This is a genomic window from Aquimarina pacifica, from assembly GCF_000520955.1.
GTDB classification, from domain to species: Bacteria; Bacteroidota; Bacteroidia; order Flavobacteriales; family Flavobacteriaceae; genus Aquimarina; species Aquimarina pacifica.
Genome location: NZ_JACC01000002.1, coordinates 164,195 through 190,858, shown reverse-complemented (window position 1 = coordinate 190,858; position 26,664 = coordinate 164,195). Strand labels below are relative to the sequence as shown.

At 32.2% G+C, this 26,664-nt stretch carries 30 protein-coding genes; 19 read left to right on the top strand and 11 right to left on the bottom strand.

Annotated elements, in window-relative coordinates; all coding sequences use genetic code 11:
• The first annotated feature begins 53 nt into the window (after positions 1 to 53).
• The 4 genes from dapF to DZ60_RS0101910 all read left to right on the top strand — a co-directional run bounded on the left by dapF (position 54) and on the right by DZ60_RS0101910 (position 3,416).
• Positions 54 to 839 carry a diaminopimelate epimerase gene (gene dapF, locus DZ60_RS0101925; RefSeq protein ID WP_025740024.1) on the top strand — a complete coding sequence of 262 codons (786 nt, stop codon included), beginning with the start codon at positions 54 to 56 and terminating at the stop codon, positions 837 to 839.
• Entirely contained in the window at positions 833 to 1,360 is a 528-nt protein-coding gene (locus tag DZ60_RS0101920) for a GNAT family N-acetyltransferase (RefSeq protein ID WP_025740023.1), read from the top strand. The genes dapF and DZ60_RS0101920 overlap by 7 nt, the downstream gene beginning before the upstream one ends.
• Entirely contained in the window at positions 1,350 to 2,393 is a 1,044-nt protein-coding gene (gene mltG / locus DZ60_RS0101915) for an endolytic transglycosylase MltG (protein WP_025740022.1), read from the top strand. The genes DZ60_RS0101920 and mltG overlap by 11 nt, the downstream gene beginning before the upstream one ends.
• Positions 2,394 to 2,753: 360 nt before the next feature.
• Entirely contained in the window at positions 2,754 to 3,416 is a 663-nt protein-coding gene (locus DZ60_RS0101910) for a hypothetical protein (protein ID WP_025740021.1), read from the top strand.
• A gap of 66 nt (positions 3,417 to 3,482) precedes the next feature.
• On the opposite strand, the gene DZ60_RS0101905 is transcribed toward DZ60_RS0101910, so the two are convergent.
• The 3 genes from DZ60_RS0101905 to dnaA all read right to left on the bottom strand — a co-directional run bounded on the left by DZ60_RS0101905 (position 3,483) and on the right by dnaA (position 6,460).
• Positions 3,483 to 4,211 carry an SAM-dependent methyltransferase gene (locus DZ60_RS0101905; RefSeq protein ID WP_025740019.1) on the bottom strand — a complete coding sequence of 243 codons (729 nt, stop codon included), beginning with the start codon at positions 4,209 to 4,211 and terminating at the stop codon, positions 3,483 to 3,485.
• Between the two features lie 223 nt (positions 4,212 to 4,434).
• Positions 4,435 to 4,911, bottom strand: a complete 477-nt coding sequence (locus DZ60_RS0101900) for a low molecular weight protein-tyrosine-phosphatase (protein WP_025740018.1) — start codon at positions 4,909 to 4,911, stop codon at positions 4,435 to 4,437.
• A 121-nt stretch (positions 4,912 to 5,032) separates the two neighbouring features.
• Positions 5,033 to 6,460: a chromosomal replication initiator protein DnaA gene (gene dnaA / locus DZ60_RS0101895; protein ID WP_025740017.1), complete on the bottom strand. Its 1,428-nt coding sequence runs from the start codon at positions 6,458 to 6,460 to the stop codon at positions 5,033 to 5,035.
• A 195-nt stretch (positions 6,461 to 6,655) separates the two neighbouring features.
• Between dnaA and DZ60_RS0101890 the strand changes: the two genes are divergently transcribed.
• Positions 6,656 to 7,060 carry an acyl-CoA thioesterase gene (locus tag DZ60_RS0101890; protein ID WP_034228336.1) on the top strand — a complete coding sequence of 135 codons (405 nt, stop codon included), beginning with the start codon at positions 6,656 to 6,658 and terminating at the stop codon, positions 7,058 to 7,060.
• On the opposite strand, the gene DZ60_RS0101885 is transcribed toward DZ60_RS0101890, so the two are convergent.
• The 5 genes from DZ60_RS0101885 to DZ60_RS0101865 all read right to left on the bottom strand — a co-directional run bounded on the left by DZ60_RS0101885 (position 7,057) and on the right by DZ60_RS0101865 (position 10,736).
• Positions 7,057 to 7,671, bottom strand: coding sequence for an IMPACT family protein (locus DZ60_RS0101885; RefSeq protein WP_025740013.1), 615 nt, complete (start codon positions 7,669 to 7,671; stop codon positions 7,057 to 7,059). The two genes, DZ60_RS0101890 and DZ60_RS0101885, sit on opposite strands and share 4 nt — an antisense overlap.
• 5 nt (positions 7,672 to 7,676) lie before the next feature.
• Entirely contained in the window at positions 7,677 to 8,552 is an 876-nt protein-coding gene (locus DZ60_RS0101880; protein WP_025740007.1) for a GRP family sugar transporter, read from the bottom strand.
• A complete protein-coding gene (locus DZ60_RS0101875) occupies positions 8,549 to 9,160 on the bottom strand; it encodes an HAD family hydrolase (protein WP_025740005.1) in 612 nt (203 codons plus the stop codon). The genes DZ60_RS0101880 and DZ60_RS0101875 overlap by 4 nt, the downstream gene beginning before the upstream one ends.
• Positions 9,153 to 10,196 carry a bifunctional diaminohydroxyphosphoribosylaminopyrimidine deaminase/5-amino-6-(5-phosphoribosylamino)uracil reductase RibD gene (gene ribD / locus DZ60_RS0101870; RefSeq protein WP_025740004.1) on the bottom strand — a complete coding sequence of 348 codons (1,044 nt, stop codon included), beginning with the start codon at positions 10,194 to 10,196 and terminating at the stop codon, positions 9,153 to 9,155. The genes DZ60_RS0101875 and ribD overlap by 8 nt, the downstream gene beginning before the upstream one ends.
• Positions 10,197 to 10,268: 72 nt before the next feature.
• Positions 10,269 to 10,736: a hypothetical protein gene (locus tag DZ60_RS0101865; RefSeq protein WP_152537340.1), complete on the bottom strand. Its 468-nt coding sequence runs from the start codon at positions 10,734 to 10,736 to the stop codon at positions 10,269 to 10,271.
• A 174-nt stretch (positions 10,737 to 10,910) separates the two neighbouring features.
• Here DZ60_RS0101865 and DZ60_RS0101860 point away from each other — a divergent pair, with 174 nt between their 5' ends.
• From DZ60_RS0101860 to recN, 14 genes are all read left to right on the top strand, one after another.
• A complete protein-coding gene (locus DZ60_RS0101860) occupies positions 10,911 to 11,399 on the top strand; it encodes a GNAT family N-acetyltransferase (protein ID WP_025740001.1) in 489 nt (162 codons plus the stop codon).
• 46 nt (positions 11,400 to 11,445) lie between these two features.
• Positions 11,446 to 12,294, top strand: a complete 849-nt coding sequence (gene prmC, locus DZ60_RS0101855) for a peptide chain release factor N(5)-glutamine methyltransferase (RefSeq protein ID WP_025739999.1) — start codon at positions 11,446 to 11,448, stop codon at positions 12,292 to 12,294.
• Between the two features lie 10 nt (positions 12,295 to 12,304).
• Positions 12,305 to 12,895 carry an LOG family protein gene (locus tag DZ60_RS0101850; protein WP_025739998.1) on the top strand — a complete coding sequence of 197 codons (591 nt, stop codon included), beginning with the start codon at positions 12,305 to 12,307 and terminating at the stop codon, positions 12,893 to 12,895.
• A 232-nt stretch (positions 12,896 to 13,127) separates the two neighbouring features.
• Positions 13,128 to 15,122, top strand: coding sequence for an NAD-dependent DNA ligase LigA (ligA, locus tag DZ60_RS0101845; RefSeq protein WP_025739996.1), 1,995 nt, complete (start codon positions 13,128 to 13,130; stop codon positions 15,120 to 15,122).
• Positions 15,119 to 15,805 (top strand): lysoplasmalogenase family protein, encoded by a 687-nt coding sequence (locus DZ60_RS0101840; protein ID WP_025739994.1) that lies wholly within the window; start codon positions 15,119 to 15,121, stop codon positions 15,803 to 15,805. Before ligA ends, DZ60_RS0101840 begins: the two co-directional genes overlap by 4 nt.
• A gap of 228 nt (positions 15,806 to 16,033) precedes the next feature.
• Positions 16,034 to 16,633 carry a hypothetical protein gene (locus DZ60_RS0101835; protein ID WP_161634358.1) on the top strand — a complete coding sequence of 200 codons (600 nt, stop codon included), beginning with the start codon at positions 16,034 to 16,036 and terminating at the stop codon, positions 16,631 to 16,633.
• Positions 16,634 to 16,882: 249 nt separating this feature from the next.
• Positions 16,883 to 17,407 carry a DUF6913 domain-containing protein gene (locus DZ60_RS0101830; protein ID WP_241448700.1) on the top strand — a complete coding sequence of 175 codons (525 nt, stop codon included), beginning with the start codon at positions 16,883 to 16,885 and terminating at the stop codon, positions 17,405 to 17,407.
• A 1-nt stretch (position 17,408) separates the two neighbouring features.
• A complete protein-coding gene (gene dapA / locus DZ60_RS0101825) occupies positions 17,409 to 18,284 on the top strand; it encodes a 4-hydroxy-tetrahydrodipicolinate synthase (RefSeq protein WP_025739987.1) in 876 nt (291 codons plus the stop codon).
• Between the two features lie 11 nt (positions 18,285 to 18,295).
• Positions 18,296 to 19,231 (top strand): ion channel, encoded by a 936-nt coding sequence (locus tag DZ60_RS0101820; RefSeq protein ID WP_025739983.1) that lies wholly within the window; start codon positions 18,296 to 18,298, stop codon positions 19,229 to 19,231.
• 219 nt (positions 19,232 to 19,450) lie between these two features.
• Positions 19,451 to 20,263, top strand: a complete 813-nt coding sequence (locus tag DZ60_RS0101815; RefSeq protein WP_025739981.1) for an outer membrane protein assembly factor BamD — start codon at positions 19,451 to 19,453, stop codon at positions 20,261 to 20,263.
• 3 nt (positions 20,264 to 20,266) lie between these two features.
• Positions 20,267 to 20,599 (top strand): DNA-directed RNA polymerase subunit omega, encoded by a 333-nt coding sequence (locus tag DZ60_RS0101810; protein WP_025739978.1) that lies wholly within the window; start codon positions 20,267 to 20,269, stop codon positions 20,597 to 20,599.
• 4 nt (positions 20,600 to 20,603) lie between these two features.
• A complete protein-coding gene (coaBC, locus tag DZ60_RS0101805; RefSeq protein ID WP_025739974.1) occupies positions 20,604 to 21,815 on the top strand; it encodes a bifunctional phosphopantothenoylcysteine decarboxylase/phosphopantothenate--cysteine ligase CoaBC in 1,212 nt (403 codons plus the stop codon).
• Complete coding sequence (porD, locus tag DZ60_RS0101800; RefSeq protein ID WP_025739971.1) at positions 21,808 to 22,692, top strand: type IX secretion system protein PorD; 885 nt, start codon at positions 21,808 to 21,810, stop codon at positions 22,690 to 22,692. The genes coaBC and porD overlap by 8 nt, the downstream gene beginning before the upstream one ends.
• Positions 22,693 to 22,771: 79 nt before the next feature.
• Positions 22,772 to 24,424, top strand: coding sequence for a DNA repair protein RecN (recN, locus tag DZ60_RS0101795; RefSeq protein ID WP_025739969.1), 1,653 nt, complete (start codon positions 22,772 to 22,774; stop codon positions 24,422 to 24,424).
• Between the two features lie 67 nt (positions 24,425 to 24,491).
• On the opposite strand, the gene DZ60_RS0101790 is transcribed toward recN, so the two are convergent.
• The 3 genes from DZ60_RS0101790 to DZ60_RS23930 all read right to left on the bottom strand — a co-directional run bounded on the left by DZ60_RS0101790 (position 24,492) and on the right by DZ60_RS23930 (position 26,517).
• The gene (locus DZ60_RS0101790; protein ID WP_025739967.1) at positions 24,492 to 24,869 is read right to left on the bottom strand and encodes a hypothetical protein; all 378 of its coding nucleotides are present in this window, start codon (positions 24,867 to 24,869) and stop codon (positions 24,492 to 24,494) included.
• Positions 24,853 to 25,326, bottom strand: a complete 474-nt coding sequence (locus DZ60_RS0101785; protein ID WP_241448699.1) for a LemA family protein — start codon at positions 25,324 to 25,326, stop codon at positions 24,853 to 24,855. Before DZ60_RS0101785 ends, DZ60_RS0101790 begins: the two co-directional genes overlap by 17 nt.
• A 96-nt stretch (positions 25,327 to 25,422) precedes the next feature.
• The gene (locus tag DZ60_RS23930; protein WP_025739965.1) at positions 25,423 to 26,517 is read right to left on the bottom strand and encodes a hypothetical protein; all 1,095 of its coding nucleotides are present in this window, start codon (positions 26,515 to 26,517) and stop codon (positions 25,423 to 25,425) included.
• Positions 26,518 to 26,664: the final 147 nt, after the last annotated feature.

Genomic DNA, 26,664 nt, shown 5'->3' with positions numbered 1-26,664 from the left:
ACACTTTTGTGTTAACATTCTTTGTACCTTTGCTTATTATAATGAATTAATAAATGACATTTACTTTTTACAAATATCAAGGTACAGGCAATGATTTTGTGATCATTGATAACCGTGAATCTATTCTCACCAAAAATAATACCAAATTATTTTCTCTTTTATGTGACAGAAAATTTGGCATAGGAGCAGACGGACTAATGCTGCTAGAACGCCCAAATAATAGTGAAGATGATTTTACCATGGTATATTTTAATGCTGATGGTAATGAAAGTTCTATGTGTGGTAATGGAGGGAGGTGCTTGGTTGCATTTGCTGCATTTCTTAACGTTGTAAATGACACAGCAATTTTTTCTGCTATTGACGGAAAACATCATGCAGAAATAAAAGATGGTCTCGTGTACTTACAAATGAAAGACGTATCTACAATAGAAAAACATGATACCCATTTGTTTTTAGATACGGGGTCTCCTCATCATGTTATGATGGTCGAAGAATTATCTAATTTTGATGTAACTACTATAGGAAGGAGCGTAAGACATGGAGCTCCATATTTTGAAGAAGGTACTAATGTTAATTTTGTAGAAAAGAAAAATGGAAGTACTTTTTCTGTTAGAACATACGAAAGAGGTGTAGAGGATGAAACCTTGTCATGTGGCACAGGTGTAACTGCTGTTGCTCTTTCTATGCATGCTACCGATATAACAGATCAAAAAGAAGTTATTGTTAATACATTAGGCGGAGAGTTGAGAGTAACCTTTGATGTGACAGAAGAAGGCTATGAAAATATCTTTTTGATAGGTCCTGCAGAACAAGTTTTTAAGGGAGAGTTCTCATGGTAACTTTAAAAGGAGAAAACCTGTTTTTGAGAGCTCTTGAACCTGAGGATCTCGATCTGATTTACACTATCGAAAATGATGAGCAAATTTGGGAAATGAGTTCAACTCAAACACCATATTCTAGATTTTTGATTAAACAATATTTAGAAAATGCACATCAAGATATCTATGAAGCAAAACAATTGCGACTAGCTATTTGTTCTTATGATTCGGCATGTTTAGGACTAATTGATTTGTTCGATTTTAATCCTACTCATAATAGGGCAGGAGTAGGTGTTCTCATATTTGAAGAGGAAAATAGGGGAAAAGGCTACGGCAAAGAAGCTTTGTCACTTATTGTTAATTATGGTAGTACTCATCTTCATTTGCATCAGTTGTATGCTAATATCTCAGAAGATAATTTAACAAGTATTGCATTGTTTGAAAAACAAGGGTTTAAAATTGTTGGAGTAAAAAAAGATTGGAATCAAGTACAGGGTACTTATAAGGACGAATTTTTATATCAATTTATTTATGTACATTAAAAAAATACTTTTAGTTATAGCTTTGTTAGGTTTAGTCGCAGGAGGCATTTTTGCGTATTACGTATATCAGGCAGTATTTTCTCCTAATACGAATTTTGAAAGTAAAAGTACCACAATTTATCTTCCTACTGATGCTACATATACAGAGCTGATTGAGGTGATCACTCCAGTTGTAAATGATATTTACAGTTTTGATAGGATTGCCAGAAGAAAGGGGTATGTTAATAGTATTAAAGCTGGGCGCTATATTATAAAGAAGGGTTCGAATAATAACGAAATCATAAATACTTTGCGAAGTAACAATGCTCCGATTCATGTTAGCTTTAATAATCAGGAGCGATTAGAGAATTTAGCAGGCAGAATAGCTACACAGATAGAAGCTGACAGTGTGTCTTTAGTAACTGCTTTTAAGGATACGGCATTTTTGAATGAAAAAGGGTTCGTTTCAGAAAATGCACTTGCAATGTATATACCCAATAAATATGAATTTTTTTGGAATACGTCGGCAACACAATTTCGGGAGAGAATGTTAAAAGAATACAATCGTTTTTGGAATACAAATCGCTTGTCAAAATTAAAAGAAATAGGGTTAACCAGAGAACAAGTTGCGACCATAGCATCTATTGTTCAAAAAGAAACTGCTAAAGTTGATGAGCGTCCTAGAGTGGCAGGAGTTTATATGAATAGGTATCTTAACGGATGGAAATTGGATGCAGACCCTACAGTAATTTTTGCCCTAAAAAAACATCGTAATGACTGGGATACGGTAATCAAAAGAGTTTTGTATAAGGATTTAGAGATTGATAGTCCATATAATACATATAAGTATAAGGAACTTCCTCCGGGGCCTATATCGATGCCTGATATTTCGTCAATTGATGCGGTACTTAATTATGAAAGGCATGAGTATTACTTTTTTGTAGCCAATGTAGAGAATTTTGGGTATCACAAATTTGCTAAAACAATTGGGCAGCATAATCGCAATAAAAAGCAGTATATAAATTGGATTAATAAACAAGGGATTAATAGATAATTCTATAGTGTTTTTCTTTTCGTATTATTGTTTGATTTCTAAAGTTTTTCTTCTTTTGATACCATGATTTGATAGGACTTATTAACAAATTGATGTTTTTTTTGTGAACTTCTAGTGATTTTTCATCTTTATTTTTTATCGACAAAAGGCATTTGTTTGACGTTTAAGTGTTTGTTTTTGCTTAAAAAAAGCAGTTTTAGACTATTTTTACAAGGATTTTTAAGTGTAATTATCTGTTTATCAGGATGATAATTGTTTTCATGTTTTTATTTTTTATTTTAAAAAAAAGAAGTACCTTTGCCCGGCAAAAATTTAAGTAATTCGGGACATCATTTTGATGATTACTTAGAAAATTTTTATATGATAAGAAGGGGAATTGGATTATCCGCAATGCTTACAACAGGAGGAGTATTTTTGTTAAGTTTTGTAACAAAAGAAAAAGTAAATTTTGATTCTTATAGTACAGAAGGGTTAGATTTGCATTATATAGCTCCTAATTTTAATGAGATTGAAGATGAAACAGTAGAAAGAAACTTTTTTTCTGTGTCTCTTGGTAAGTCTTATGTTGGTTTTAAAGAGGCATTAGCTTTTAAAGAATCTCGTGGTGATTACGGCGTTGTAAACCAGTTTGGTTACATGGGTAAGTATCAGTTTGGTAGAGGTACTTTGGATTTAATCGGTGTTGAGGGTGTAAAAAGAAATGAGTTTCTTGATAATCCAGAATTGCAAGAAGAGGCTTTTTATGCTTACTTGTCTAGAAACAAATGGGTTTTACGTCGAGATATTGAGTGGTTCGTTGGAAAAACAATGAATGGTGTAGAGGTTACAGAGTCAGGTATTTTGGCTGCTGCACATTTATCCGGTCCTGGAGCAGTAAAAAGATACTTACGTAGCGGAGGTGTTGATGGGTTTGCTGATGCATTCGGAACAACAATTCGATACTACATGAAGCGCTTCGGTGGATATGATACTTCTTTTGTTGTTCCTAACAGAAAAGCTAAGGTGAATAAAAAATATCTTTAATAAATGTTTTTTTTTTTTTTTTTAGGTGTAGTATAGTATTACATTTTACATATATTTTTGCGATTTTTAATCTTTTTGAATAATGTAAATGGCTGGTCTCTTATGTAGACTTACATCTTCGTTTTTCCATTCTGTGATAGTTTTGGTTTTAATGTATTCTGTGGTTAGTGTTATGTCACATGCAACACATAAACGTGTGTTAGGGTGTAATATAGCTTTAAGGTCGCTAAGCATTTTGTCATTTCTATATGGGGTTTCTATAAAAATCTGCGCCTGTTTTTTCTCAAAAGAAACTCTTTCAAGTTGTTTTATAGTTGATTTTCTTTCTGCCTTGTCAATAGGTAAGTATCCGTTGAAAGTAAAACTTTGACCATTCATTCCGCTACTCATCATTGCTAGTAGTATAGATGAAGGTCCAACGAGCGGGGTTACTAGTATATCTTTTTCGTGTGCAATTTTTACAACTTCTGCACCTGGATCTGCAATTCCTGGGCATCCGGCATCTGATAACAGGCCAATGGACTCTCCGTTAAGACAGGGGGTAAGGAAACTAGGGATTTCGGCAATATCTGTGTATTTATTGACGGTATATATGACTAGGGATCGCTGTGATTTGCTAGGGCTTACTTTTTTAATGAATCGTCTAGCTTGTTTTTCGTTTTCTACAATATAATGATTAACCTGCTCTAGTACTTTTTTTATGGATATAGGTAGTACTTCTAAGGGTACATCATCACCTAATCGTGTAGGTATTAAGTATAATCTTCCTTTGGTTTCTAGGGGTTTAGTATCCATTGGCTATATAGCTGGTTTTTTTAGTTTGGTTATTTATGGTATTTGTCTATTGTTTTTGATTGCTTAAAAACAAGACCTTCTTTACGTGTAATATTTTGATTATTGGATCTTGGTGTCTACTAAAATAACACTATTTTTTTTATTGTTCTTTTTGAGGTATTATTATTTTCGGTAAAAGTCTGGTTATTGCTCATAACGATTTTTTAGTTCTACGATATTGGTTTTATGATGTTTTTTTATTTTGAGTATTTAGTTTTTCTGCAATTTTATCGCAAGCTTTGTCTAGCATTTGGTATACATTTTCAAAACCTTGGTCTCCGCCGTAATATGGGTCAGGAACTTCGGCATTGCTATTGGGGTAAAGTTCGTTAAGAATATAATGTACCTTGCTTTCTTCTTGGTTATTTGTGGCAAGCTTTATTATGTTTTCATAGTTGCTGTGGTCCATAACGTATATGTAGTCATATAATTTAAAGTTGCTAGTGTCGAATTGGGCAGCTCTTTGATCAGTAATGTCAATAGCGTGTTTTTTTGCAATTGCAATTGATCGACTGTCGGGTTTGCTGCCAATATGATAACCACCGGTTCCGCATGACTCTACGGTATATTCTTTGGCGGATAGTTTTGATTTTAGAATGCCTTCTGCTAATGGAGATCTACAAATATTTCCAAGGCATACCATTAAGATTTTCGTTTTCATATAAGTATCTTTTTTGAGTTGTATAAGAGTCTCAAAATCGACAATAATGACATTTTACATCAATGTTGTGTTTCTAGTGATGTTAACTTTGGACTGTTACGGGGTGTAAAAAACCTGCCTTTTACAGTGTGAGTTTTTTGCCAAGATCTTCTACGTACTTTCTGAATTGTTTGTCTGTAGATGATAAGTTGTCTACAGTTTTACATGCGTGCAAAACTGTTGCATGATCTCTTTTTCCTATTTGAGTACCGATACTTGCTAAAGAAGCTTTGGTTAATTTTTTAGCAAAGAACATGGCTAATTGTCTTGCTTGTACAATGTGACGTTTTCTTGTTTTTGATTGCAGTGTTTCTACATCCATCTGGAAATAATCACTTACCACTTTTTGGATATAATCTATAGATACCTCACGTTTAGTATTCTTTACGTAATTATCTACTATTGTTTTGGCAAGATCTATAGTAATGTCTTTCTTGTTGAATGAGGAGTGAGCAATTAATGATATAATGGCACCTTCTAATTCTCTGATATTTGTTTTGATATTGTTTGCAAGAAACTCTACGATATCTTCTGGCATTTCTACACCATCACGATATAGCTTATTTTTAATTATAGAAATTCGAGTTTCGAAATCTGGTTGGTGTAACTCAGCAGACAATCCCCATTTAAATCTAGATAGCAACCTTTGTTCTATGTCTTGCATATCTACTGGGGCTTTATCACTAGTAAGTATTACTTGCTTACCATTTTGGTGAAGGTGGTTGAAAATATGAAAGAATACGTCTTGAGTTCCTGCTTTTCCTGATAGTAACTGTATGTCATCGACAATAAGTACATCTATGATTTGATAGAAATGAATAAAATCATTTCTGTTATTCTTTTTTACCGATTCTATATATTGTTGGGTAAATTTTTCCGCAGAAATATAAAGAACTGTTTTTTCTGGATAATTATCCTTGATGTTAACACCTATTGCGTGCGCCAAATGTGTTTTTCCTAAGCCTACTCCTCCAAAAATAAGAAGTGGATTAAAAGATGTTCCACCTGGTTTATTGGCTACCGCCATTCCTGCGGAACGTGCAAGCCTATTTGAATCACCTTCTAGAAAATTCTCGAAATTATAACTTGGGTTAAGTTGAGATTCAATTTTTACGTTTCTGATACCAGGGATTACAAAAGGATTCTTTAGTTCAGGGTTTTTACTTTTGATAGGAACATCAACCTCTTGTGAGTTGACTACAGAGCGATTAGCACTTGGTATTTTTTCTGTAAATGGTTTTTTGTTACCATAGGTGTTTTCCATTTTGATAACATATACCAATTTTGCACTTTCTCCTAGTTCGCGTACAAGCGAAACTTTAAGAAGATTTACATAGTGCTCTTCTAGCCATTCATAAAAGAATTTACTAGGTACCTGAATGCTTAACGCGCCATCGGTAAGCTTTACGGCTTTGATTGGTTCAAACCATGTTTTATAAGCTTGAGGAGTAATGTTGTCTTCTATGAAAGATAGACAATTGTCCCAAACAGATTGCGCATTTACGTTCATTCTAGTGGTTGAATTGTTTTTTCGTTAGAAAAAATATTTTATTGAAAAATTCCTTACTATTTTGTTTGACAAATATGTGAACAAAAAATGTAAAAAAAAAACGCTAAGGGGGTTGAATATTAACTTTTTTTTTCGCATCCTTTACCAAGTTGTCCAAACTTTTTAAAAATAAATATTAGTTAATTTAATTTTTTTATGATTTTAACATCAGAAACAGTAATCAAAGTTCGATACTCTGAAACCGATCAAATGGGTGTAGTTCATCACGGAAACTACGCACAATACTTAGAGGTGGCTCGAATTGAGTGGTTGGCTCAATTAGGAATCTCATATAAATCGATGGAAGAGAATGGTATAATTCTTCCAGTTTATGCCTTAGATTTCAAATTTAATAAATCTGCCTTCTTTGACGACCAATTGATTGTTAAAACTTCCTTGAGAAAAATTCCTTCTGTCAAAATAATTTTTGACTTCGAAATTTTTAATTCTGATAAAGAGTTGTTGACAATCGCATCGGCAACATTGGTGTTTGTCGATGGAAAAACCAGAAAACCTATAAAATGCCCTTCTTACTTACTTGATAAAATTCAAAGTGATTAACCCCTTACTTCTTTTACTTCTACTTCATACAACGTATAGAAAACTTCTTTTATTTTATCCGCAATCTTTTTTCTTACAGAAATGTAAATTTTGCAACTTAATTCTAATTCTTGTTTGGTAATGTTGAGTTTATTTTCTTTGATAATACGCATTACTTTGTTCATATTCTTATATTCAAAAATGATAAGAAAATCGATATTAATTGTTTTTTGAACAATTATAGATTCGTTTAAAGCTAATTGTGCCGCGTTTTTGTATGCACTAATTAATCCTCCTACGCCCAGCTTTACACCACCAAAGTAACGGACTACAACAACAAGTATATTTGTCACATCAAAAGATTGGATTTGACCATAAATAGGTTGTCCTGCCGAATTAGAGGGTTCTCCATCATCATTTGCCCTATACTTTATGTTTTCTATTCCTAATTGCCAAGCATAGCACCAATGTCTTGCGCTATGATGTTGTTTTTTTAGATGTTCAATAATTGTTTTTGCATCTTCTTCTTTGGTGATAGGAAACGTGTATCCAAAAAACTTACTGTTTTTATCTTTATAAAGAATTTCTTCTCCTGGTTTTTCAATTGTGTAGTATAAGTCGTTTGAGTCCAACTAATTTAGATTTGTATAGAAAATGCAACTAAGGTAATACTAATTATAGCTAAAACGATACCTATCCAGTTTTTGTGGGTTAATCTTTCTTTGAAAAATATAATTCCTGTTAGAGTTGATACTAGAAGGATTGTTACGTTGTTGATTGTGAATAGTGTAGAGCTATCCATTTCTTCATATCGTAATGCTTTTATCAAAAAGTAAATCGAAAAATAATTGGGGACTCCCAGAATGATACCCGCAATAATATTTTTTACAGATATTGAGAGGGTTCCTCGAATGGATTTATATAGGAGTAAACAAATTCCGGTCATCCCCGCGAATCCAAAAATGGTTGAAGAAAATATAGAAACATCATCTTTACTAACATACCTTGTTTCAAGAAACTTGAGAGAGGTATCTATGATACCACTTCCTACAAATACTAGTACTGGGAAAATGAAATTTTTCTTAGTAAGCGTGCTTTTTCCTGTTTCTTTTACAGAAGTAAGGTATACAGCGATTAGGGCAATGATAATTCCAGTAGCTTTTATAATTCCGATACTTTCATTGTATATAATGATTCCGAATATAATTGGGATAATCAGACTCATTTTGGTGGCTACTGCGGCAACCGAAAGTCCATTTTTTTGGGTTGTAATGGCCATTAAGTTAAATATGGAAATAAAAATCATACCCATTATTAGAGTACCAAAAAACCACTCTTTTTTAATTATTAAACTTAGGTTAACAGGATGGTTGTGTGCTATGATTCCTGAAATACAGGCTACCACGTAGTTGATAGTTATGGCTTGAAGTGTATCAATATTATATTTTGAGAATAATTTGAAAATAACAAATATTAAGCTCGAGGAGAGAATGCTAAGACATAAGTAAATCAAAATAAATCAGATTTGGTAATGAATAACTCTGTGATATCGTCGGTTTTTGGATCGTTATTCCAAGTGTGTATTCCTAGACTAGATGCAGTATCGGTATTTTCTTTTGTGTCATCAATGAATAAAGTTTCAGAAGGTATTAATTGATGTTGTTTTAAAACAAATTCGAAGATATTACTATCAGGTTTTCTTAAATTAATTTCATGAGAGAGATAAAAGCTATCAAAACATGATTTGAATTTTGAATAAAATGCTACATGTTGTTTTATCCAATCGATATGCAATTCATTTGTGTTGCTTAATAAAATTAATTTGTATTTTTTTTCATCCGCAAGTTTTTCTATGAATTCTAAACGATGCAAAGGGAAATCTGATAAAATGGCATTCCATGCATTCTTAATTTCTTTTTCAGAAGTATTTGGCAGTAATTTTTGATAGTTTTTTATGAATTCTGTTGTCGTCATATTACCAACTTCATATTGTTGATCAATTTTTTTTTGATGATTTGCAAGTTGGTTGTTAAGCCCTAGCTGGGTTAGTCTTTTTTCTGTAGCACTTTTGTCTAAATTTATGAAGACATCTCCAAAATCAAAAATTATAGTATTAATCATTGTGGTATATCGATAAGGTGTCGTTAATAATTTGTGAAGTTGATATTAGTTTTCCACTTATATCAGGTGCTTTTGTACCAGCGCCAAATATAGAGTTTCCCACAAAAACTCTTGATTCATCCCATAAATTCGCATTTAGAAAAGATAGGATGGTGCGCGTACCTCCTTCGATAATTATGGATTGAATGTTGTGTTTATAAAGAATTTCACATACTTCGGCAGCGAGGTTATCTTTAGTATTTATTGTCTCGTAAATAATTGTATTCGTATTCTTTTTTGTTGATTCTTTAGAAGTAATAATGATAGTTTTTGTAGTCTGATCAAATACTGCAGAATTATCTGGGATTATACCCGATCTATCTATTACTACTCTGATAGGGTGGTTTCCGTGCCAATTCCTAACAGTAAGTTGTGGGTTATCTAATACCACTGTTTTGTTGCCAACCAGAATAGCTTGCTCCTCGGACCTCCATTTATGAACTATTTGTTTTGAGTATGGATTTGTAATCCAAAAGGGTTCTCGCTTATCTTTAGAAACTGGAGCAATATACCCGTCTTTTGTTTCTGCCCACTTTAAAATAATATATGGTCGCTTTTGGGTGTGGAAAGTGAAAAATCGGGTATTAAGTTCTTTGCATTCCTTTTCTAAAACTCCCACTGTTACATCACAGCCGGCATTAATCAATTTTTTTATACCGTTTCCTGATACTTTGGCAAATGGATCGATAGTTCCGATAACTACTTTTTTGATCCCTTTTTGAATTATTAAATCACTGCAAGGAGGGGTTTTTCCGAAATGGCTGCAAGGTTCTAGACTTACATAGATGGTTGCGTCTTTAAGGGTAGATGAATCTTTCACTGATTCAATAGCATTAACTTCGGCATGTGGCTTTCCAGCTTGATAGTGCCATCCTTCTCCTATGATACGATTATTTAAAACGATGACACTTCCTACTAGAGGATTGGGATAGGTGCTCCCTAATCCATTCTTGGCTAATTCTATGCAGCGTTTAATGTAGATTTCGTTTTGTTTCACTTGAATGTAGTAAAAGTTGCAAAACTATATATTTTATATGATTTATAAGAGATTCTGCGGTTAGTTTATGGTTTATTTATCTAGGTCAAAGACGTACGTAATGATTTGTTCTTTTTTACTTGGCTCCGGATTCCATTCTATTCTTATTATTTCGGTTTCTTTAGAAGCAAAAATGCGTTCATTCGTTCCATGTAACGTTATACGTGTTGTGCACCCTGTGAAATATCCTTTTTTTACATCTTGATCAACGGATTTGATTTTAAGTGTAATTTTGTTGGTTCCTTTTTTAATTGATTTTTGAGCTTCATTACTAGATAATTGACTAATAGATCCATCGAACTTGAATAGTTTCTTCCTGTTAAGAAAAAGTTCTCCCAAAATGCCTGCTTCAGTTTGTACTTCGAGTTGATAATATGTAAAAGGCCCTTTTTTAATAGTTTCAACTTCATAAATTTCTGTATTTTGATAGGAAGTTGACTTCTGCGCATGAAGTATTGAATACATTAAAAAAAATAGGATGAAATAAATATTTTTTGACATTAGGGTGTTTTTTGATTTAAATTTTTATTAATCTTGTTTTTGCTATAAATAATTGCAGAATTAAGGGAAACTGTGTATTGGGAAACTATAACTGTTCTTAACCGGTTAAAACGTGTCTATTTTCAAAAATACGTGTTTTTGAAGCTATAATAGAATACAAAATATTTTTAAATAATGAGTGCTGTAAAAATTCGTCCAATAAAAGCAGGTGATAATATTGCAATTGCCGAAGTAATTCGACGCGTATTGATAGAAATGGGGGTTCCGAAAATTGGCACCGCCTATGAGGATGCGTCATTGGATACAATGTATGAATCCTATAACAAACCTAGGACTCAGTATTATGTTGTTGAGAAGGATACTAAGATTTTTGGAGGTGCAGGTATAGCACTTCTAGAGGGACAGAATTCCTCTGATATCTGCGAATTACAAAAAATGTATTTTTTATCAGAAATAAGAGGATTAGGAATAGGATATAAGATGATAAATAAATGCCTTGATTATGCCAAAGAACAAAATTATAAACAATGTTATCTAGAAACAATGCCTTATATGCAAGATGCAAGGAAATTGTATAATAAAGTTGGTTTTACTTCATTAGAAACCTCGATGGGCAATACAGGGCATTACAGTTGTCAGGCTTGGATGATAAAAACATTATAGTCTTTGTTTAATAAAAATTTTGCTGTACATATTTTAATTTTTTTCGATGGATATAAAGAGTTTAAGAGCGGGTTTTATCAATGATTTAAAAGCTATATATAGTGTTGAAGAAGTTCGTGCTTTCTTTGTTATTTTATCTGAAAAATTTTTGGGTTTTTCTAGAGCAATGATTTCTTTGAATTTAGATATGAAACTTACTGATCAACAGTTGGTTGATTTTGATAATGCCAAAATAAAATTAGCACAACAGCAACCAATTCAGTATATTGTAGGTGAAACTAATTTTTTTGGACTGCAATTTAATGTTGATTCTAGTGTATTAATACCTAGGCCAGAAACAGAAGAGTTGGTGGATTGGATACTCAAAGATCAAAAGGGAGGGAGAGATACTATTTCTATATTAGATATTGGTTCAGGAAGTGGTTGTATTGCAATTTCTTTGGCAAAAAATATAGCAGATTCTGAGGTCTATGCTTTAGATATTTCTGAAGAGGCAATTAACACAGCAAAGGGAAATGCTAAAAGAAATGATGCAACAGTAGCCTTTCTGCATGCAGATATTTTAGAAACAAAAGCGTTATTTCAAAAGTTTGATGTTATTGTTTCTAATCCTCCGTATGTGAGAGAATTAGAAAAGCAAGAAATAAAGCCAAATGTTTTAAATAATGAACCATCACAAGCATTATTTGTAGCGGATGATAATCCACTAATATTTTATAAATGTATTGCTAATTTGGCTCACAAGTATTTAAACAAAAAAGGGGTGTTATATTTCGAGATTAATCAATATTTGGGTTTAGAGACACAGAAAATGATAGAAGATATAGGGTTTTCATTGGTAGAATTACGTCAAGATCTATTTGGTAATGATCGTATGATACGTGCAGAATTGTAAAAAAAAAGATATGAATGCTCTAAAGTCAATTTGTGTATTTTGTGGAAGTAGTGATGGCAATGATGGTACTATAATCTCTGAAGCTGAGAAATTAGGTAAATTATTGGCAGAAGAAGAAATAACCTTGGTTTATGGTGGAGCCAAAATTGGAGTAATGGGTAAAGTTGCAGGAAGTGTACTTTCTAATAAGGGTAAAGTAATTGGTGTAATTCCTGAATTTTTAAAGTTGAAAGAAGTTGTTCATGATGGTCTCAGTGAATTGGTAGTGACAGATAGTATGCATCAAAGAAAGATGAAAATGCAAGAATATAGTGATGGATTCATTACATTGCCAGGAGGATTTGGGACATTAGAAGAGCTATTTGAAATATTAACATGGTCGCAATTAGGACTGCATCAAAAACCAATTGGGTTGTTAAATGTAGGAGGGTTTTATGATGATTTATTAGGTTTGTTAGACAATATGGTACAGAAAGGTTTTTTGACGATAGAAAATTACAAGTTACTTTTAGTAGATGATACGATAGATGGCTTGATAAGAAAGATGAAAGAGTTTCGACCAATACCAAAACCAAAATGGTTGAACTTAGACAAGACTTGATTAAAAAGCTAAGAATTTAATTAAGTTTGTTACTAGTTAATTTTTAGGAATTACATACGAGTTTGTAGCTTGACAAAGAGAAGCCTTGATTTGATACTCAATAATTGATCAAGGGTAATGCTTTAATAATAATACATTTTGAAACTTCTTTTTCTTTCGGTAAAGTTTGAATGTCAGGGGTTTGAAAAAAAGAACATAAATCTATATTAGTAAAATAGTAGGTATTTTATATATGAATGCAGAACATCAAATAAATAAACTTCGAGAAGAGTTAAAAAAACATAATTATAATTATTACGTACTCGATGCAGGTGTTATATCTGATTATGAGTTTGATATGAAAATCAAAGAGTTACAGGAGTTAGAGGAAAAGTATCCTGAATTCTATGATCCTAATTCACCAACATTACGTGTTGGAGGAGAAATAACAAAGAATTTTGAAACTGTTGTTCATCAATATCGTATGTATTCCTTGGATAATTCTTATTCTAAAGAAGATTTACTTGATTGGGAAAAAAGAATAAAAAAGTTAGTTGATGGGCAGGTTAGTTATACTTGCGAATTGAAATATGATGGAGCTTCAATAAGTCTAACATATGAGGATGGTTCCTTGGTAAGGGCTATAACAAGAGGGGACGGGGTGCAAGGTGATAATGTTACAGCCAATGTTAGAACTATTAAGTCTGTGCCATTGAGTCTTAAGGGAGACTTTCCTGAAAAATTTGATATTCGAGGAGAGATTATATTACCGTATGAGGGTTTTGCTAAAATGAATCAAGAACGTATAGCAGCAGGGGAGGAGCCTTATGCAAACCCAAGAAATACAGCATCGGGTAGTTTAAAATTACAGGATAGTAGCGAAACGGCCAAAAGACCTCTTGATTGTCTGCTTTATAATATCACAGGAGATAAGTTAGGAATTTCCTCACAGTTCGAAAGTTTAGAAAAAGCAAGGGAATGGGGCTTTAAGGTGCCAGAAGAATCTAAGCTGGTCAATTCTATTGATGAAGTTTTAGATTTTGTTGCTTTATGGGATGAGCGCCGTCATGATTTACCTTATGAAACTGATGGTATCGTTATAAAAGTTAATGATCTTAACCAACAAGAAGAGCTAGGTTTTACTGCCAAGGCACCACGATGGGCTATGGCTTACAAGTTTAAAGCAGAACAAGTATCAACTGTACTGAATGAGATTACATATCAGGTGGGTCGAACGGGAGCGATAACTCCAGTAGCAAATCTTGAGCCTGTATCACTTGCAGGTACTACCGTAAAAAGAGCATCATTACATAATGCAGATCAAATTATGAAATTAGATGTCCGGGAGGGAGATACTGTATTTGTCGAAAAAGGAGGCGAAATCATCCCTAAGATTATAGCTGTAGATTTTAAGAAAAGGAGTGCCGATTCAACACCTACTAAGTATATAGATAAATGCCCAGAATGTGGTACAGAGCTTATTCGAAAAGAAGGAGAAGCGCAACATTATTGCCCAAATTATGCTGGGTGCTCTCCTCAGATTATTGGCAGGATTCAACATTATATCTCGCGTAAAGCTATGGATATAGAAGGTTTGGGAGGAGAGACTGTTGCCTTATTGGTTACAGAAGGACTCATTACTAACTATGCAGATTTGTATGAGTTAACAAAAGATCAGGTGATTCCCTTAGAGAGGATGGCAGAAAAAAGTGCAGATAACTTGATCATGGGAATAGAGAAATCAAAAGAAATACCTTTTGAACGGGTATTGTTTGGATTAGGAATTCGGTACGTAGGTGAAACTGTAGCAAAAAAATTAGCTAAGCACTATAAGTATATTGATGCTATTATTTCGGCATCAGAAGAGGAGCTGGTTAGTGTAGATGAAATAGGAATTAAGATTGCGCAAAGTGTTTCAGAGTTTTTCTCAGCCGAAGAAAATAAAATTCTAGTGAGAAGATTGAAACAATACGGGGTACAATTAGAAATTTCTGCAGAAAAGTTAGCAAATCAGACAGATGCTCTAAAAGGACAGACATTTGTGGTTTCGGGAGTTTTTGAAAGAGTTTCTCGTACCGAATTGAAAAAAACAATCGAAGACAATGGGGGTAAAATATCTAGTTCTATTTCTTCAAAAACCTCGTATATTATTGCTGGAAAAAATATGGGGCCTAGTAAATTGGATAAGGCAAATAAATTAGATATTCAAATTGTTGGAGAAGATGAATTTTTAGATACGTTTATATGAAAATAAAAGTACTCATAAAGATATTGTTATTAATCACAGGCGGACTTTGTGTTGCAAGTAAAGCAATTCAGTTGCCAGAGTTAGAGTTCTATGCAAAACCTGCTACAATGCCCTTATTCTTTATGCTGTATTGGTTTAGTACAAAACGTGTTGATATTCCTTTTTTAGTAGTTTTATTTCTTAGTTTTTTAGTAGATATATTCTTGTTGACAGGTATTGAAGATAGTTTTCTATACGTATTGATTTGTAATTCTGTTTGTTATTCGATATTGTTTTATTTTTTGTTTAAAATTTTTAGACCCATAGATTTTAGTAATACCGATATCATATATCTGATTATCTTTTTTGTAGGATGGACATTTATAGTGTATACATTTTATGATGAAGTACGATATGGTTTGGGAGATCTTTTAATCTATGGTGCAATTTATACCTTGGTATTGTATTTTTTACTTATTGGTGCTGTTCTTCATTATGTAAATGTAAGGTCTACAAAGTCTTTATGGTTTTTAATTGCGATATTGAATTTTTTCATCAGTGATTCATGTTATGCACTAGACGCGTTCTATATTTCTTCTGTAGAGTTTAGAGTAATGAATTCACTTTATCAGTTTTTGGCTATTTTCTTTTTGGTTCAGTTTAAAATATCTAGCTCGACTGTTTTGAAGTTAAAAGAATTCTAGAATAATTGATTTTAATTAACTATTCAGGAGTTGTTTTTACCAGTTGAATAGTATATAAATATGAAATATTGACAGATCACATAAATATGTAATTATAAAGGTGATCGATTTTTATTAATTAGGGTTAGTCTGAGATACGTTTTTGTGCTTAAAACAAGTTTTACATATATTCTTTTCTATTTATGCTGTTTTGTAGTTATTTGCGTTGCTTTTTTTTGTGATTCATCAGTGTTAGCTTTTGTAAAGCCCATTATTCCTTTGTCTATTATTGCTATTTATTGTAACTATTCAAGAGATGTCAATTTTTGGATTCCTATTAGTATGTGTATTATGCTGGTTACTGATGTTCTAGCATATATTAATTTTGTGAAGTACTATATGCCTGTTTCGATAGGCTTGATCTTATTTTATATAATTAATATATTTTTATTAAAAGATTTTATAACGATAAAAGATATAAAATCTGGTGTGTCTAAATCCCCTCCTGTAATAATTAGTATTGTTTTGATAGGGTATCTCATTTTTTTTATTGTAGATGTTGTGTTGCCCAAAATGGTATTTTCAATAGGTTTGTTTGTTTTAGTTTTGGTAAGTCTTTTTCTGTTTGTTGTTATTTCTTTCTTTATTTATGCAGCTGATAGATATGAAAAAACAGTGTATTTATTTATTGTAGCCTATTGCGTACTATTTGCGAATGCAGTTTTTATTATTAATGAATTATACTACTATGATAAATTATTCATCGTGCTTATTAATGTTAGTGACGCTCTGGGCTATTATCTTTTTGCTGGCTTTTTTATAGAAACAAAGTTGAAGAGACTTTCATGAGATTTAGAAATTGTATGCAGAAAATATGTTAGGTATTTTTTTTATAATTTTTAGAAATATTTTCTAATTGATGTCATTTTTATATATGGTTTTAGTGTGTTTTAATTTGTCATGAGATACTTAATGTATTCTTGGGGTGTTTAGGAAATAATTTTATGCATGAATTCTCTTCGTTTTATTTTTCTTCGTACGTACGGTATGCTTTTAAAAAGTAAAATAGTTACATTTGTGACTTAATCTTTTTTATGAATGATTGCAAAAGGCCTAAAAAGAAATAGTGTAAAAAAAAGCATTGAATATCACATAAAAGCAAGAAAATCTAAGGCTAAAGAAGTTTCTAGCATTAGTAGTTTGGCGGTTCTTATTGATGCTACAAAATCCATTAATATACTATCCGTTATTAAGTTGGCTAATGAATTGGGTGTAAAATCTGATCGCCTTATTGTAATGGGGTATAAAGATGATCAAAAAGAAATTTCTGATGATAAAGATGCTGCCTATTATAATTTTAAAAGCTTTGGTGTCAATGGTAAAGTAAAGAGTAGCTCTTTAAACAATTTTATTGATACTGATTTTGATATTTTAATCAATTTTTATTCAGAAAGTAAATTAGGCCTTGATTATGTGGCAGCTGCATCAAAAGCAAAATTAAAAGTAGGTTTTGCAGAAGTGGATAATAGAATTAATGATTTAATTATCGGCGCATCTACTAATGACACTAATCTTTTTATATCAGAATTAAAAAAATACTTAAAAATTTTACAGATTATATAATATGAGTAATTTTCTCAGGGGAACAGGTGTAGCATTGGCTACTCCATTTAATAGTGACGGTTCAATCGATTATCAAGGGGTAACATCATTGGTTGATTTTTGTATAAAAGGAGGTGTAGAATATCTTGTCGTTTTAGGAACAACGGCAGAGTCAGTGACTCTGACCAAGGATGAAAAAAAGAGTTTAATCGCTCATATTGTCAAAACTAATAATAAAAGACTCCCATTGGTGATAGGAGTCGGCGGAAATAATACGTCAGCAGTTATTTCAGAACTTAACGAAGTAAACACATCAGATTTTGATGCAGTTCTTTCAGTTGTCCCCATGTATAACAGACCTAGCCAAGAGGGGATTTATCAGCATTATAAGGCAATTAATGATCAAACACCTTTGCCTGTGTTGTTATATAATGTGCCTTCTAGAACGGCTACTAATATGACTGCAGAAACGACATTACGTCTGGCACAATTAGATAATATTATTGGGATTAAAGAAGCAGTTGGTGATTTTACACAAGTGCTTAAAATTATAAAGGATAAGCCTTCAGATTTCTTAGTGATCTCAGGAGACGATGCGTTAGCATTGCCAACAGTAACTGCAGGAGGAGATGGTGTAATAAGTGTGGTAGGTCAAGGGTTTCCTAAAGATTTTTCAGAGATGATCAGATTGGGACTTTCTGGAGATATTAATAAAGCATATGACCATTTATATAAGTTGTTGCCAGTTCTTGATTATGCTTTTGAAGAAGGAAATCCGGCAGGAATTAAGCACATTTTAAAAATAAAGGGCGTATGCGAAGATGCTGTTCGCTTGCCTTTGGTTTCTGTTTCTTCGACTCTTTCTAAGAAAATTAAAGACTTTATCAAAGGTTATTAATTACCGAAACAATGGCAAAAAAAATAAAAGATCCAGGAATTGGTCGATCTTCAAATAAATATGCAAAAAGATTTATTAATCAAGATGGTTCTTTTAATATAAAACACATCAATAAACCTAGTAGTTTATCAGCCAGTTATAATTATTTGATAAGTATTTCTTGGATGAAATTCTTTTTATGGGTTCTTCTGGGGTATGTTGTAGTTAATTCTTTATTTGCGTTGATATATACGTTTTTAGGAATAGCAGATATTATAGAGCCAACGGGTAATGTTTTTAGAGATTTTTTGAATGCATTCTTTTTTTCTGCTCAAACAATAACAACAGTGGGATATGGTGCAATGGCACCAGAAGGATTGCTTTTCGGAATTATTTCTTCTTTTGAAGCTTTAGTGGGGCTGCTTAGTTTTTCTTTTATCACAGGGTTATTATATGGTCGGTTTTCTAAACCAAAATCTAATATTAAGTTTAGTGATGCTATTGTACTAAGAGAACACAACGGTCAGGATTGTATTATGTTTAGATTGATGAGCAGAACTGCAAATGTTATGATTAGGCCAAGGATTGAAGCCACACTATCAATATCTCAGGAGAATGAGGATGGTACTTCTTATACGAATAGTTTTTATAAACTTAATTTAGAACGTAATTCTATTACATACTTACCGACGACATGGACTATTGTGCATGCCATAGATGAATTAAGTCCATTGGCCACTTTTGATAGGAATTCACTAACCCAATTAAACGGAGAAATTCTAATTTTGGCCAGTTATTATGATGAATCATTTGCTCAAGAGGTTCATCAAGTGTATTCTTATGAGCTGAAAGGATTGCAGAAGGACAGAGGTTTCGTTCCTGCATTTCATTATGATGATGAGGGATATACCATTTTAGATCATGAAAAACTAGATAGTACAACACCCAGAAAACAGGCGAAAACATAATTTATTATTCTTTGTTTTTATTTTGATATTTGTTCTGGTATCTGCAACAAACACTACATTATAAAGTTATTTAAGCAGTTCAAAGAGTAATTGAGTAACTATTTCTACTGGATTTTTGATAATATAGAAGTAGATTCAATTATTATAGGTGAATTGAGTGAATTAAAGTTTTTGTAATACGGCAGAAATATCTACTTTTGCCAGATGTTTTTTTAAGCTATGATGAGATTTTTGTATTTATTAGTTTTTGTATTGTTTTTGGGGTCTTGTAGTGAGTATCAGAAGATCCTTAGAAATGAAGAGTTGCCGCCTAAATATAAATTGGCAGAGCGCTTGTATAAAGAGGAGAAATATAAAAAAGCATTACGTGTTTTTGAACAAATTGTACCAAAGTATCGAGGTAAACCACAGGCAGAAAGGGTAATGTATTATTATGCAGATACATATTATCAATTAGGAGATTTTTACTTGTCAGGATATCAATTTGAGAGATTCGTAAATTCGTATCCAAGTAGTGATAAAAAGGAAGATGCGTCATTTAAGTCTGCCAAAAGTTATTATAATCTCTCTCCACGTTATAGTTTGGACCAGGAAGAAACTACGAATGCTATAGAAAAGCTACAAGCCTATATAAATTCATATCCAGAGAGTGAAAATCTTAAGGAAGCCAATGATATGGTAACAGAATTAAGAGAAAAGAAGGAGAGAAAGGCTTACGAAATAGCAAAGCAGAATCACCATAGAGAAGATTATAAAGTTGCTATTGCTACTTTTGATAATTATTTGATTGATTATCCAGGATCAATCTTTCGAGAAAAAGTGTTATATTACAAGTTAGAATCACAATATTTATTAGCTATAGGTAGTTACGAAAGTTTAGTAAACGAACGACTTATCGAAGCTCAGCAATATTATAATAACTATAAAAAGTATTATAAGACCGAAGGAGAATATTTTGAGAAGGCAAATGATATAGGAGAAGATATAGCATCAAGACTAGAAAAATATAAAACAGAAACTAAAGTAAAGTAGAAGATGGATTTGAAAAAAAGTAATGCACCAGTCAATACAACTACTATTGATAAGAATCGTATTGATCAGGAAACAGATAATATCTATGAAGCGATCTCTATAATATCAAAAAGAGCAAATCAAATTAATACAGATATTAAGAAAGAACTTCTTGAGAAATTAGATGAGTTTGCTACATATAATGATAGTTTAGAAGAAGTTTTCGAAAATAAAGAACAAATAGAAGTTTCTAAGTTTTATGAAAGATTACCTAAACCGCATTCTTTGGCAGTTCAGGAATGGTTAGAAGGTAAAATATATCATAGAAATACAAAAGCGGACAAAGAATCTTTATAACTCTATGTCAATTCTGAGCGGTAAAAAAATTCTATTGGGTGTCACCGCTGGTATTGCCGCTTATAAAGTGGCAGAATTAGTTCGTTTGTTTATCAAATCTGGATCAGAGGTTCAAGTAATAATGACCCCTGCTGCCAAAGATTTTGTTACACCTCTTACATTATCTACACTATCCAAAAGGCCGGTATATTCTTCTTTTTTTGATGAAGAAGATGAAAATGCCGTTTGGAACAATCATGTAGATTTAGGGCTTTGGGCGGATGTAATGCTTATTGCACCGGCCACTGCCAATACCTTATCAAAAATGGCAACAGGTAATAGTGATAATCTGCTATTAGCTACTTATTTGTCAGCAAAATGTCCCGTTTACTTTGCACCTGCAATGGATCTAGACATGTACAATCACCCTTCAACACATAAAACGTTTGAGACCCTTATAAAGTTTGGTAATACGATAATACCAGCAGAGTCTGGTGAGTTAGCCAGTGGTTTGGTAGGAAAAGGTCGTATGGCAGAGCCAAAGAATATACTTCAGTTTATAGAAAATGATATATTAAACGGGTTATTTCTCAAAAATAAGAAAGTTCTTATTACAGCAGGGCCAACATACGAAGCAATTGATCCTGTGCGGTTTATTGGTAATCATTCTAGTGGCAGAATGGGTGTAGCCTTGGCTAAGGTAGCAGCAGATCTTGGAGCTCAAGTATTTTTGATATTAGGACCTTCTGCGATACAAGTAAATCACAGTAATATTACTGTTATAAATGTTATAAGTGCACAGGATATGTTTGAAGCTGTTAAACCTTTATATCCAACTTGTGATATTGCTATTGCTGCAGCTGCAGTTGCAGATTATAGACCCAAAACAATATCAAATCAAAAAATAAAAAAGAAAGACACAAATTTTTCTATTGATTTAGAGCGAACCACAGATATTCTAAAGTGGATGGGAGCAGAAAAGAAACATCAGTTTTTAGTAGGGTTTGCTTTAGAAACAGAAAATGAAGAGGCAAATGCTAAAAATAAACTGAAAAATAAAAATTTAGATCTTATTGTTCTCAATTCTTTAAATGATAAAGGAGCAGGTTTTAAAGGACAAACAAATAAAGTAAGTTTAATTAATCATAAATTAGACATTAAAACGTTTGAGTTAAAAACAAAATCTGAGGTCGCCCAAGATATTTTTAATGAAATTAATATACTAAAAAATGAATAGACTGGTCCTTATCATTGTATTAGCATTTACATTCGGTAGTACTGCTCAAGAGTTCAATGCAACGATTGCTGTTAATGCCGAGCAAACAGGTATTCCAAACTTGCAAGTTTTTAGAACTTTAGAGCAATCTCTAACTGAGTTCATTAATAATACACAATGGACTACTATTGATTATCGTACAGAAGAAAGGATAGATTGTAGTTTTTTTATAAATATTAGTGACTATAATAATGATGCTTTTACTGCAACATTGCAGGTGCAAGCATCACGCCCTGTTTATGGTTCTAGTTATTCAACGACAATTTTTAATATCAATGACAAACAATTTAATTTTAATTATTTAGAATTTCAAGCATTAGATTTTAACCCGAATAGTTTTGACTCAAATTTAATTTCGGTAATATCCTTTTATTTATACACAATTCTTGGTGTTGATGCCGATACTTTTGAGAAAAATAGTGGTACTGGTTATTATGAACAGGCCAAAAATATTGTAAGTAACGCACAAGGAAGTAATAGAACGGGTTGGGCGAGAGAAAAAGATCCTAATAGATATAGACTCAATGATGACCTTCTTTCTGGAGCATATGATGGATATAGAGAGGCTTTGTATACCTATCATAGAGAAGGGTTGGATACCATGCATAATAATGTAAAAGAAGCGAAGGAAACTATTATAGAATCTGTAGAAGTACTTGAGGAGATGCATAATAATAGGCCAAACTCTTATTTAATGCGTGTATTTTTTGATTCCAAAGCTACAGAGATCGCTAGTGTTTTTTCAGGAGGACCGTCTGTAAATATAGCTAAGACAATTCAAGTCCTAAATAGAATTGCACCTACATATTCAGAAAATTGGAAGGATATAAAGTTTTAATAAACACTTTATTTTGAAATCCTTTTAAAACTGTAGTATCTTTACTTCAATAATTTAAATAATAAAATTTCTCTATTCTTTGTTACAAGGTCTGTCTATAACAAATTTCGCGTTAATAGAACAATTGCAAGTGTCTTTTGATTCTGGTTTAACAACTATTACTGGAGAAACAGGAGCCGGTAAATCTTTATTACTAGGTGCTTTGGGTTTGCTTTTAGGGAAAAGAGCCGATCTTACAAGTGTCAAAGACAGTTCAAAAAAATGTATTATTGAAGGTGTTTTTGATGTTCAGAAATATAATCTTAATGCTGTATTTGAAGAACTAGACTTAGATTATGAAGATGAAACAATTATTCGCAGAGAGATATTACCTTCTGGTAAATCGAGAGCATTTATAAACGATAGCCCCGTTACCTTACAATCTCTAAGTGCATTGGGAGAGAATCTTATCGATATTCATAGTCAACATCAAACATTAGAAATAACTACCAATGATTTTCAGTTTGATGTATTAGATGCTTTAGCTGGAGCTGATCGAGAAATAGAATCTTATAAAAGAGGACTTCGTTTACTAAAAGAAAAAAGAAAAGAAGTAGATGCGCTTATCGCTAATCAGGAAACATTTACTAAGGAGTATGATTATAATGCTTTTTTGCTTAAAGAGTTAGAGGAAGCTAAGCTTACCTCTGGCGAATTAGAAGCATTAGAAGAACGCTATCAACGCCTCAATAATATCGAAGAAATCCAGGAGCAACTTTCGGGAGCAGTGTCCATAGTTAATTCTGAAGAAATAGGAGTGCTTGATCAATTAAGTACTGTGAATAGCAACCTTTCTAGAATTTCATCTTATTCGAGTTCTTTAAAAGAACTTTCTGAACGAATTCAAAGTGTACATATAGAATTAAAGGATATACAGGTATCTCTTCAAAATGAATTAGAAAGACTCGACGTAGATCCTCAGTCATTAGAAGAAACAAGTCAACGGTTACAGTTGATTCATAATTTACAAGTTAAGCATACTGCTTCTGATATAGATGAGTTATTGGTTTTAATGGCAGAATTAAAAGAAAAAGTTTCTAAGACAGAATCACTCACTGAAGATATAGAGCAGATAAAAAATGAGATCTCTAAAATAGAATTACAACTAGACTCAGTTGCCGAAAAAATTCATAAAAAGAGAAGTAAAGCATTACCAAAATTAATTAAAGAATTAGAGGATATTCTAAAGGCGCTGGGGATGCCAAATGCTTCTTTTGAAGCTTCTGTAAATCTACAGGAGAATTATTTGACAAATGGTAAAGATGCATTGGTATTTTTATTTTCTGCTAATAAAGGAGGTGCCTACGGAGCACTTAAAAAAGTTGCCTCTGGAGGTGAATTGTCAAGAATCATGATTGCTATCAAATCAATTCTTTCTAGATATTCTCAACTTCCAACCATTATTTTTGATGAAATAGATACCGGTGTATCGGGAGAGGTTGCTCAAAAAATGGCAGATTTAATGATGACTATGAGTAAAAACTTGCAAGTGTTTAGCATTACTCATTTACCTCAGATAGCAGCAAAAGGTCAATACCAGTATAAGGTGTATAAAGAGGATGTCAATGCTACAACAATTACACAACTCAAGTTACTAACGCAAGAAGAGCGAATCAAAGAAATTGCCGAAATGATAGGAGGTAAAAATATTTCTGATTCTGCGATGACTCACGCCAAGTCTTTGTTGGTTTAGATCAAAAATCTTTTTAATTCTTAATACCAAGTTACTTAATTTAAGTTGAATTAGGATCAAAGGTGTTTTACCCCGAGTCTTTATCTTTATTAATACGTTCTTTTATTTCTGAGTTATATAATTTTAGCAATGTTTTGTTATTTGCCCCCACAAAAAAGAAAACAGTAATGATCCATAAGATCCAAATAAGGAACAATTTTATACCAGAAATATCACCAAATGATAGTATGATCATTAATACAAAACCACCAATCCAACCAATAGTCAAACTACCGAATAGTATCATGTTTATGGTCTCTTTTACAGGACTGCTTCGGTACAATTTTGCAATTGGACTTATAATAAGCATCAGTATGGGAGTGCCAAAGGCCGTGGCGAAAATCATTATTTCAGGAGTTTCATCTAGAATTTTTAAAAAACCAAAGTATTCAAAACTTAATTCCATGATATGCTTTTTCTTGATCAGAAATTTCTAATAGATTTTTTTGTTTATAATTGATAGGTTTAGCAATAAGAACATTCGGAAATTCTGTGATACCTATGTTATACATATTAACACTTTCATTAAAAAATTCACGTCTATCGGCAATATGATCTTCGAGTTGTGATACCCGTTGTTGAAGGGCTACAAAAGAAGTATTCGCTTTTAGGTCAGGATAGTTTTCTGAAACTACTAGAATATTAGATAACATTTTTGACATGTCATTTTGTAGTTTTACTTTTTCATCAGGAGACGTACTTCTCATATATTGTGTCCTAATAAGAGTGAGTTTTTCTAATGTCTCTTGCTCATATCCTTTATATTGTTTAATAATTTCTATTAAGTTAGGAATTTCATCAGCACGTTGTTTTAGTATTACGTCAATGTTAGCAAATGATTTGTCTACATTAAATTTGAGCATAATAAGTTTGTTATATATACGTATTAAGTAGCTAATAATACCCACTAGTATCAAAACAATTATTAAGATTCCTATAAGTTTGCTCATACAATTATATTAAAAGTTAAATAGTTCTGTAAAATTGAAGGAAAAAGTATTGAATCGTAACAATACAGTATCGTTTTCTATTGTTATATCTGCGATAAGGATACAAGCAATTGCCAGCAAAAGAACTATGCCATATTGATATGCATTTTCTCTAAGAGGTAAAAGGATATTCCATCGAGAGACAGATTTTACAGGCATTAGTCCAAACACATTTTTTATAGGTTCTTTTTCTAAGGTATGTCTTTGTTTTCCTATAGTCGCTTTTCCGATAATGAGAACTTCATCGTTATTTTTTAGGATGCATTGCGTATATCTTTTATTTGAATTACTGTATTGAATATCTGTTTCTAGATTTAATAATTCTAAATCTTTATTATTTATAAAAGCTTCTGCAGTAGTATCATCGACTAAAAAAGGATTGCATATGGTTTCGTATTTTATGGTAGAATAAGATTTTTTTCCATCTTTATCTCGAGATATTGATTCTACCCGGTAGGTATAACCTATACATTCTTTTTTTTCAAGTCTTGATTCTATAGGGTCAATCATTTTTACTTTTCCAGTAATTTCTACTAACCCCATTGCCATTGACCTAATTTTTGATGTAGGTAATATAGATTGTAGTTTTAAAAAATTATCCTTTGATCCTGGAAATAAGATGTTTTTGAAAATAACGAAAAGGAAAACAAAGATTAGTGCATAGGGCCCCAGAAAGAACATGCCAATTAAACCTAAAATAGATACACCTATTGTTGTAATGGTAGAAAAAAGAACGGATCCCTTTTTCTCTGTATTTACTGTTTTTCTTGAAGTAATAATGACATCATTTATAAAACGGTATACAAAACCAAAAATAAATAGTATAAAAAGACTAGCAAAAAGTGTAAAGAACACAGCAAGTACTATGTTAGGAGTAATTAATTTTGTGATAATTATAATGCAGGGGAATAAAACAAAAAATAGCCAAATAGGTTTATACTTTATTTTATACAGACTTCTAACGGCTAGCGTATAAAACAGTGCTATGCCTAGAGAAAATACCGTAAGAAACAGGGTTTCTATCCAATTGATTTCTTTAGTAAGTATGGTAATTAGTCCATCCATCTGACTGCTTTAGTAGTTGAAAATAAAATTCACCCTAGTTGTTCATGGCTTTGATACTTTAATGAAATTTTGGTTTTGTATCAAAGGTATCAAGTATAGGATTTGTTTGTACTTATTTATAGATGAATCATCAAGTTATTTTGTAAT

Coding starts and splice junctions, on each gene's coding strand:
- DZ60_RS0101865 (WP_152537340.1), bottom strand. CDS start 10,736: ATGTCAAAAAATATTTATTTCATCCTATTTTTTTTAATGTATTCAATA.
- DZ60_RS0101850 (WP_025739998.1), top strand. CDS start 12,305: ATGAATGCTCTAAAGTCAATTTGTGTATTTTGTGGAAGTAGTGATGGC.
- DZ60_RS0101900 (WP_025740018.1), bottom strand. CDS start 4,911: ATGAAAACGAAAATCTTAATGGTATGCCTTGGAAATATTTGTAGATCT.
- DZ60_RS0101890 (WP_034228336.1), top strand. CDS start 6,656: ATGATTTTAACATCAGAAACAGTAATCAAAGTTCGATACTCTGAAACC.
- DZ60_RS0101875 (WP_025740005.1), bottom strand. CDS start 9,160: ATGATTAATACTATAATTTTTGATTTTGGAGATGTCTTCATAAATTTA.
- porD (WP_025739971.1), top strand. CDS start 21,808: ATGAATAGACTGGTCCTTATCATTGTATTAGCATTTACATTCGGTAGT.
- coaBC (WP_025739974.1), top strand. CDS start 20,604: ATGTCAATTCTGAGCGGTAAAAAAATTCTATTGGGTGTCACCGCTGGT.
- DZ60_RS0101910 (WP_025740021.1), top strand. CDS start 2,754: ATGATAAGAAGGGGAATTGGATTATCCGCAATGCTTACAACAGGAGGA.
- mltG (WP_025740022.1), top strand. CDS start 1,350: ATGTACATTAAAAAAATACTTTTAGTTATAGCTTTGTTAGGTTTAGTC.
- DZ60_RS0101815 (WP_025739981.1), top strand. CDS start 19,451: ATGATGAGATTTTTGTATTTATTAGTTTTTGTATTGTTTTTGGGGTCT.
- DZ60_RS0101920 (WP_025740023.1), top strand. CDS start 833: ATGGTAACTTTAAAAGGAGAAAACCTGTTTTTGAGAGCTCTTGAACCT.
- DZ60_RS0101860 (WP_025740001.1), top strand. CDS start 10,911: ATGAGTGCTGTAAAAATTCGTCCAATAAAAGCAGGTGATAATATTGCA.
- DZ60_RS0101840 (WP_025739994.1), top strand. CDS start 15,119: ATGAAAATAAAAGTACTCATAAAGATATTGTTATTAATCACAGGCGGA.
- dapA (WP_025739987.1), top strand. CDS start 17,409: ATGAGTAATTTTCTCAGGGGAACAGGTGTAGCATTGGCTACTCCATTT.
- prmC (WP_025739999.1), top strand. CDS start 11,446: ATGGATATAAAGAGTTTAAGAGCGGGTTTTATCAATGATTTAAAAGCT.
- DZ60_RS0101830 (WP_241448700.1), top strand. CDS start 16,883: ATGATTGCAAAAGGCCTAAAAAGAAATAGTGTAAAAAAAAGCATTGAA.
- ligA (WP_025739996.1), top strand. CDS start 13,128: ATGAATGCAGAACATCAAATAAATAAACTTCGAGAAGAGTTAAAAAAA.
- DZ60_RS23930 (WP_025739965.1), bottom strand. CDS start 26,517: ATGGATGGACTAATTACCATACTTACTAAAGAAATCAATTGGATAGAA.
- DZ60_RS0101905 (WP_025740019.1), bottom strand. CDS start 4,211: ATGGATACTAAACCCCTAGAAACCAAAGGAAGATTATACTTAATACCT.
- dapF (WP_025740024.1), top strand. CDS start 54: ATGACATTTACTTTTTACAAATATCAAGGTACAGGCAATGATTTTGTG.
- DZ60_RS0101810 (WP_025739978.1), top strand. CDS start 20,267: ATGGATTTGAAAAAAAGTAATGCACCAGTCAATACAACTACTATTGAT.
- dnaA (WP_025740017.1), bottom strand. CDS start 6,460: ATGAACGTAAATGCGCAATCTGTTTGGGACAATTGTCTATCTTTCATA.
- DZ60_RS0101790 (WP_025739967.1), bottom strand. CDS start 24,869: ATGGAATTAAGTTTTGAATACTTTGGTTTTTTAAAAATTCTAGATGAA.
- DZ60_RS0101820 (WP_025739983.1), top strand. CDS start 18,296: ATGGCAAAAAAAATAAAAGATCCAGGAATTGGTCGATCTTCAAATAAA.
- DZ60_RS0101785 (WP_241448699.1), bottom strand. CDS start 25,326: ATGCTCAAATTTAATGTAGACAAATCATTTGCTAACATTGACGTAATA.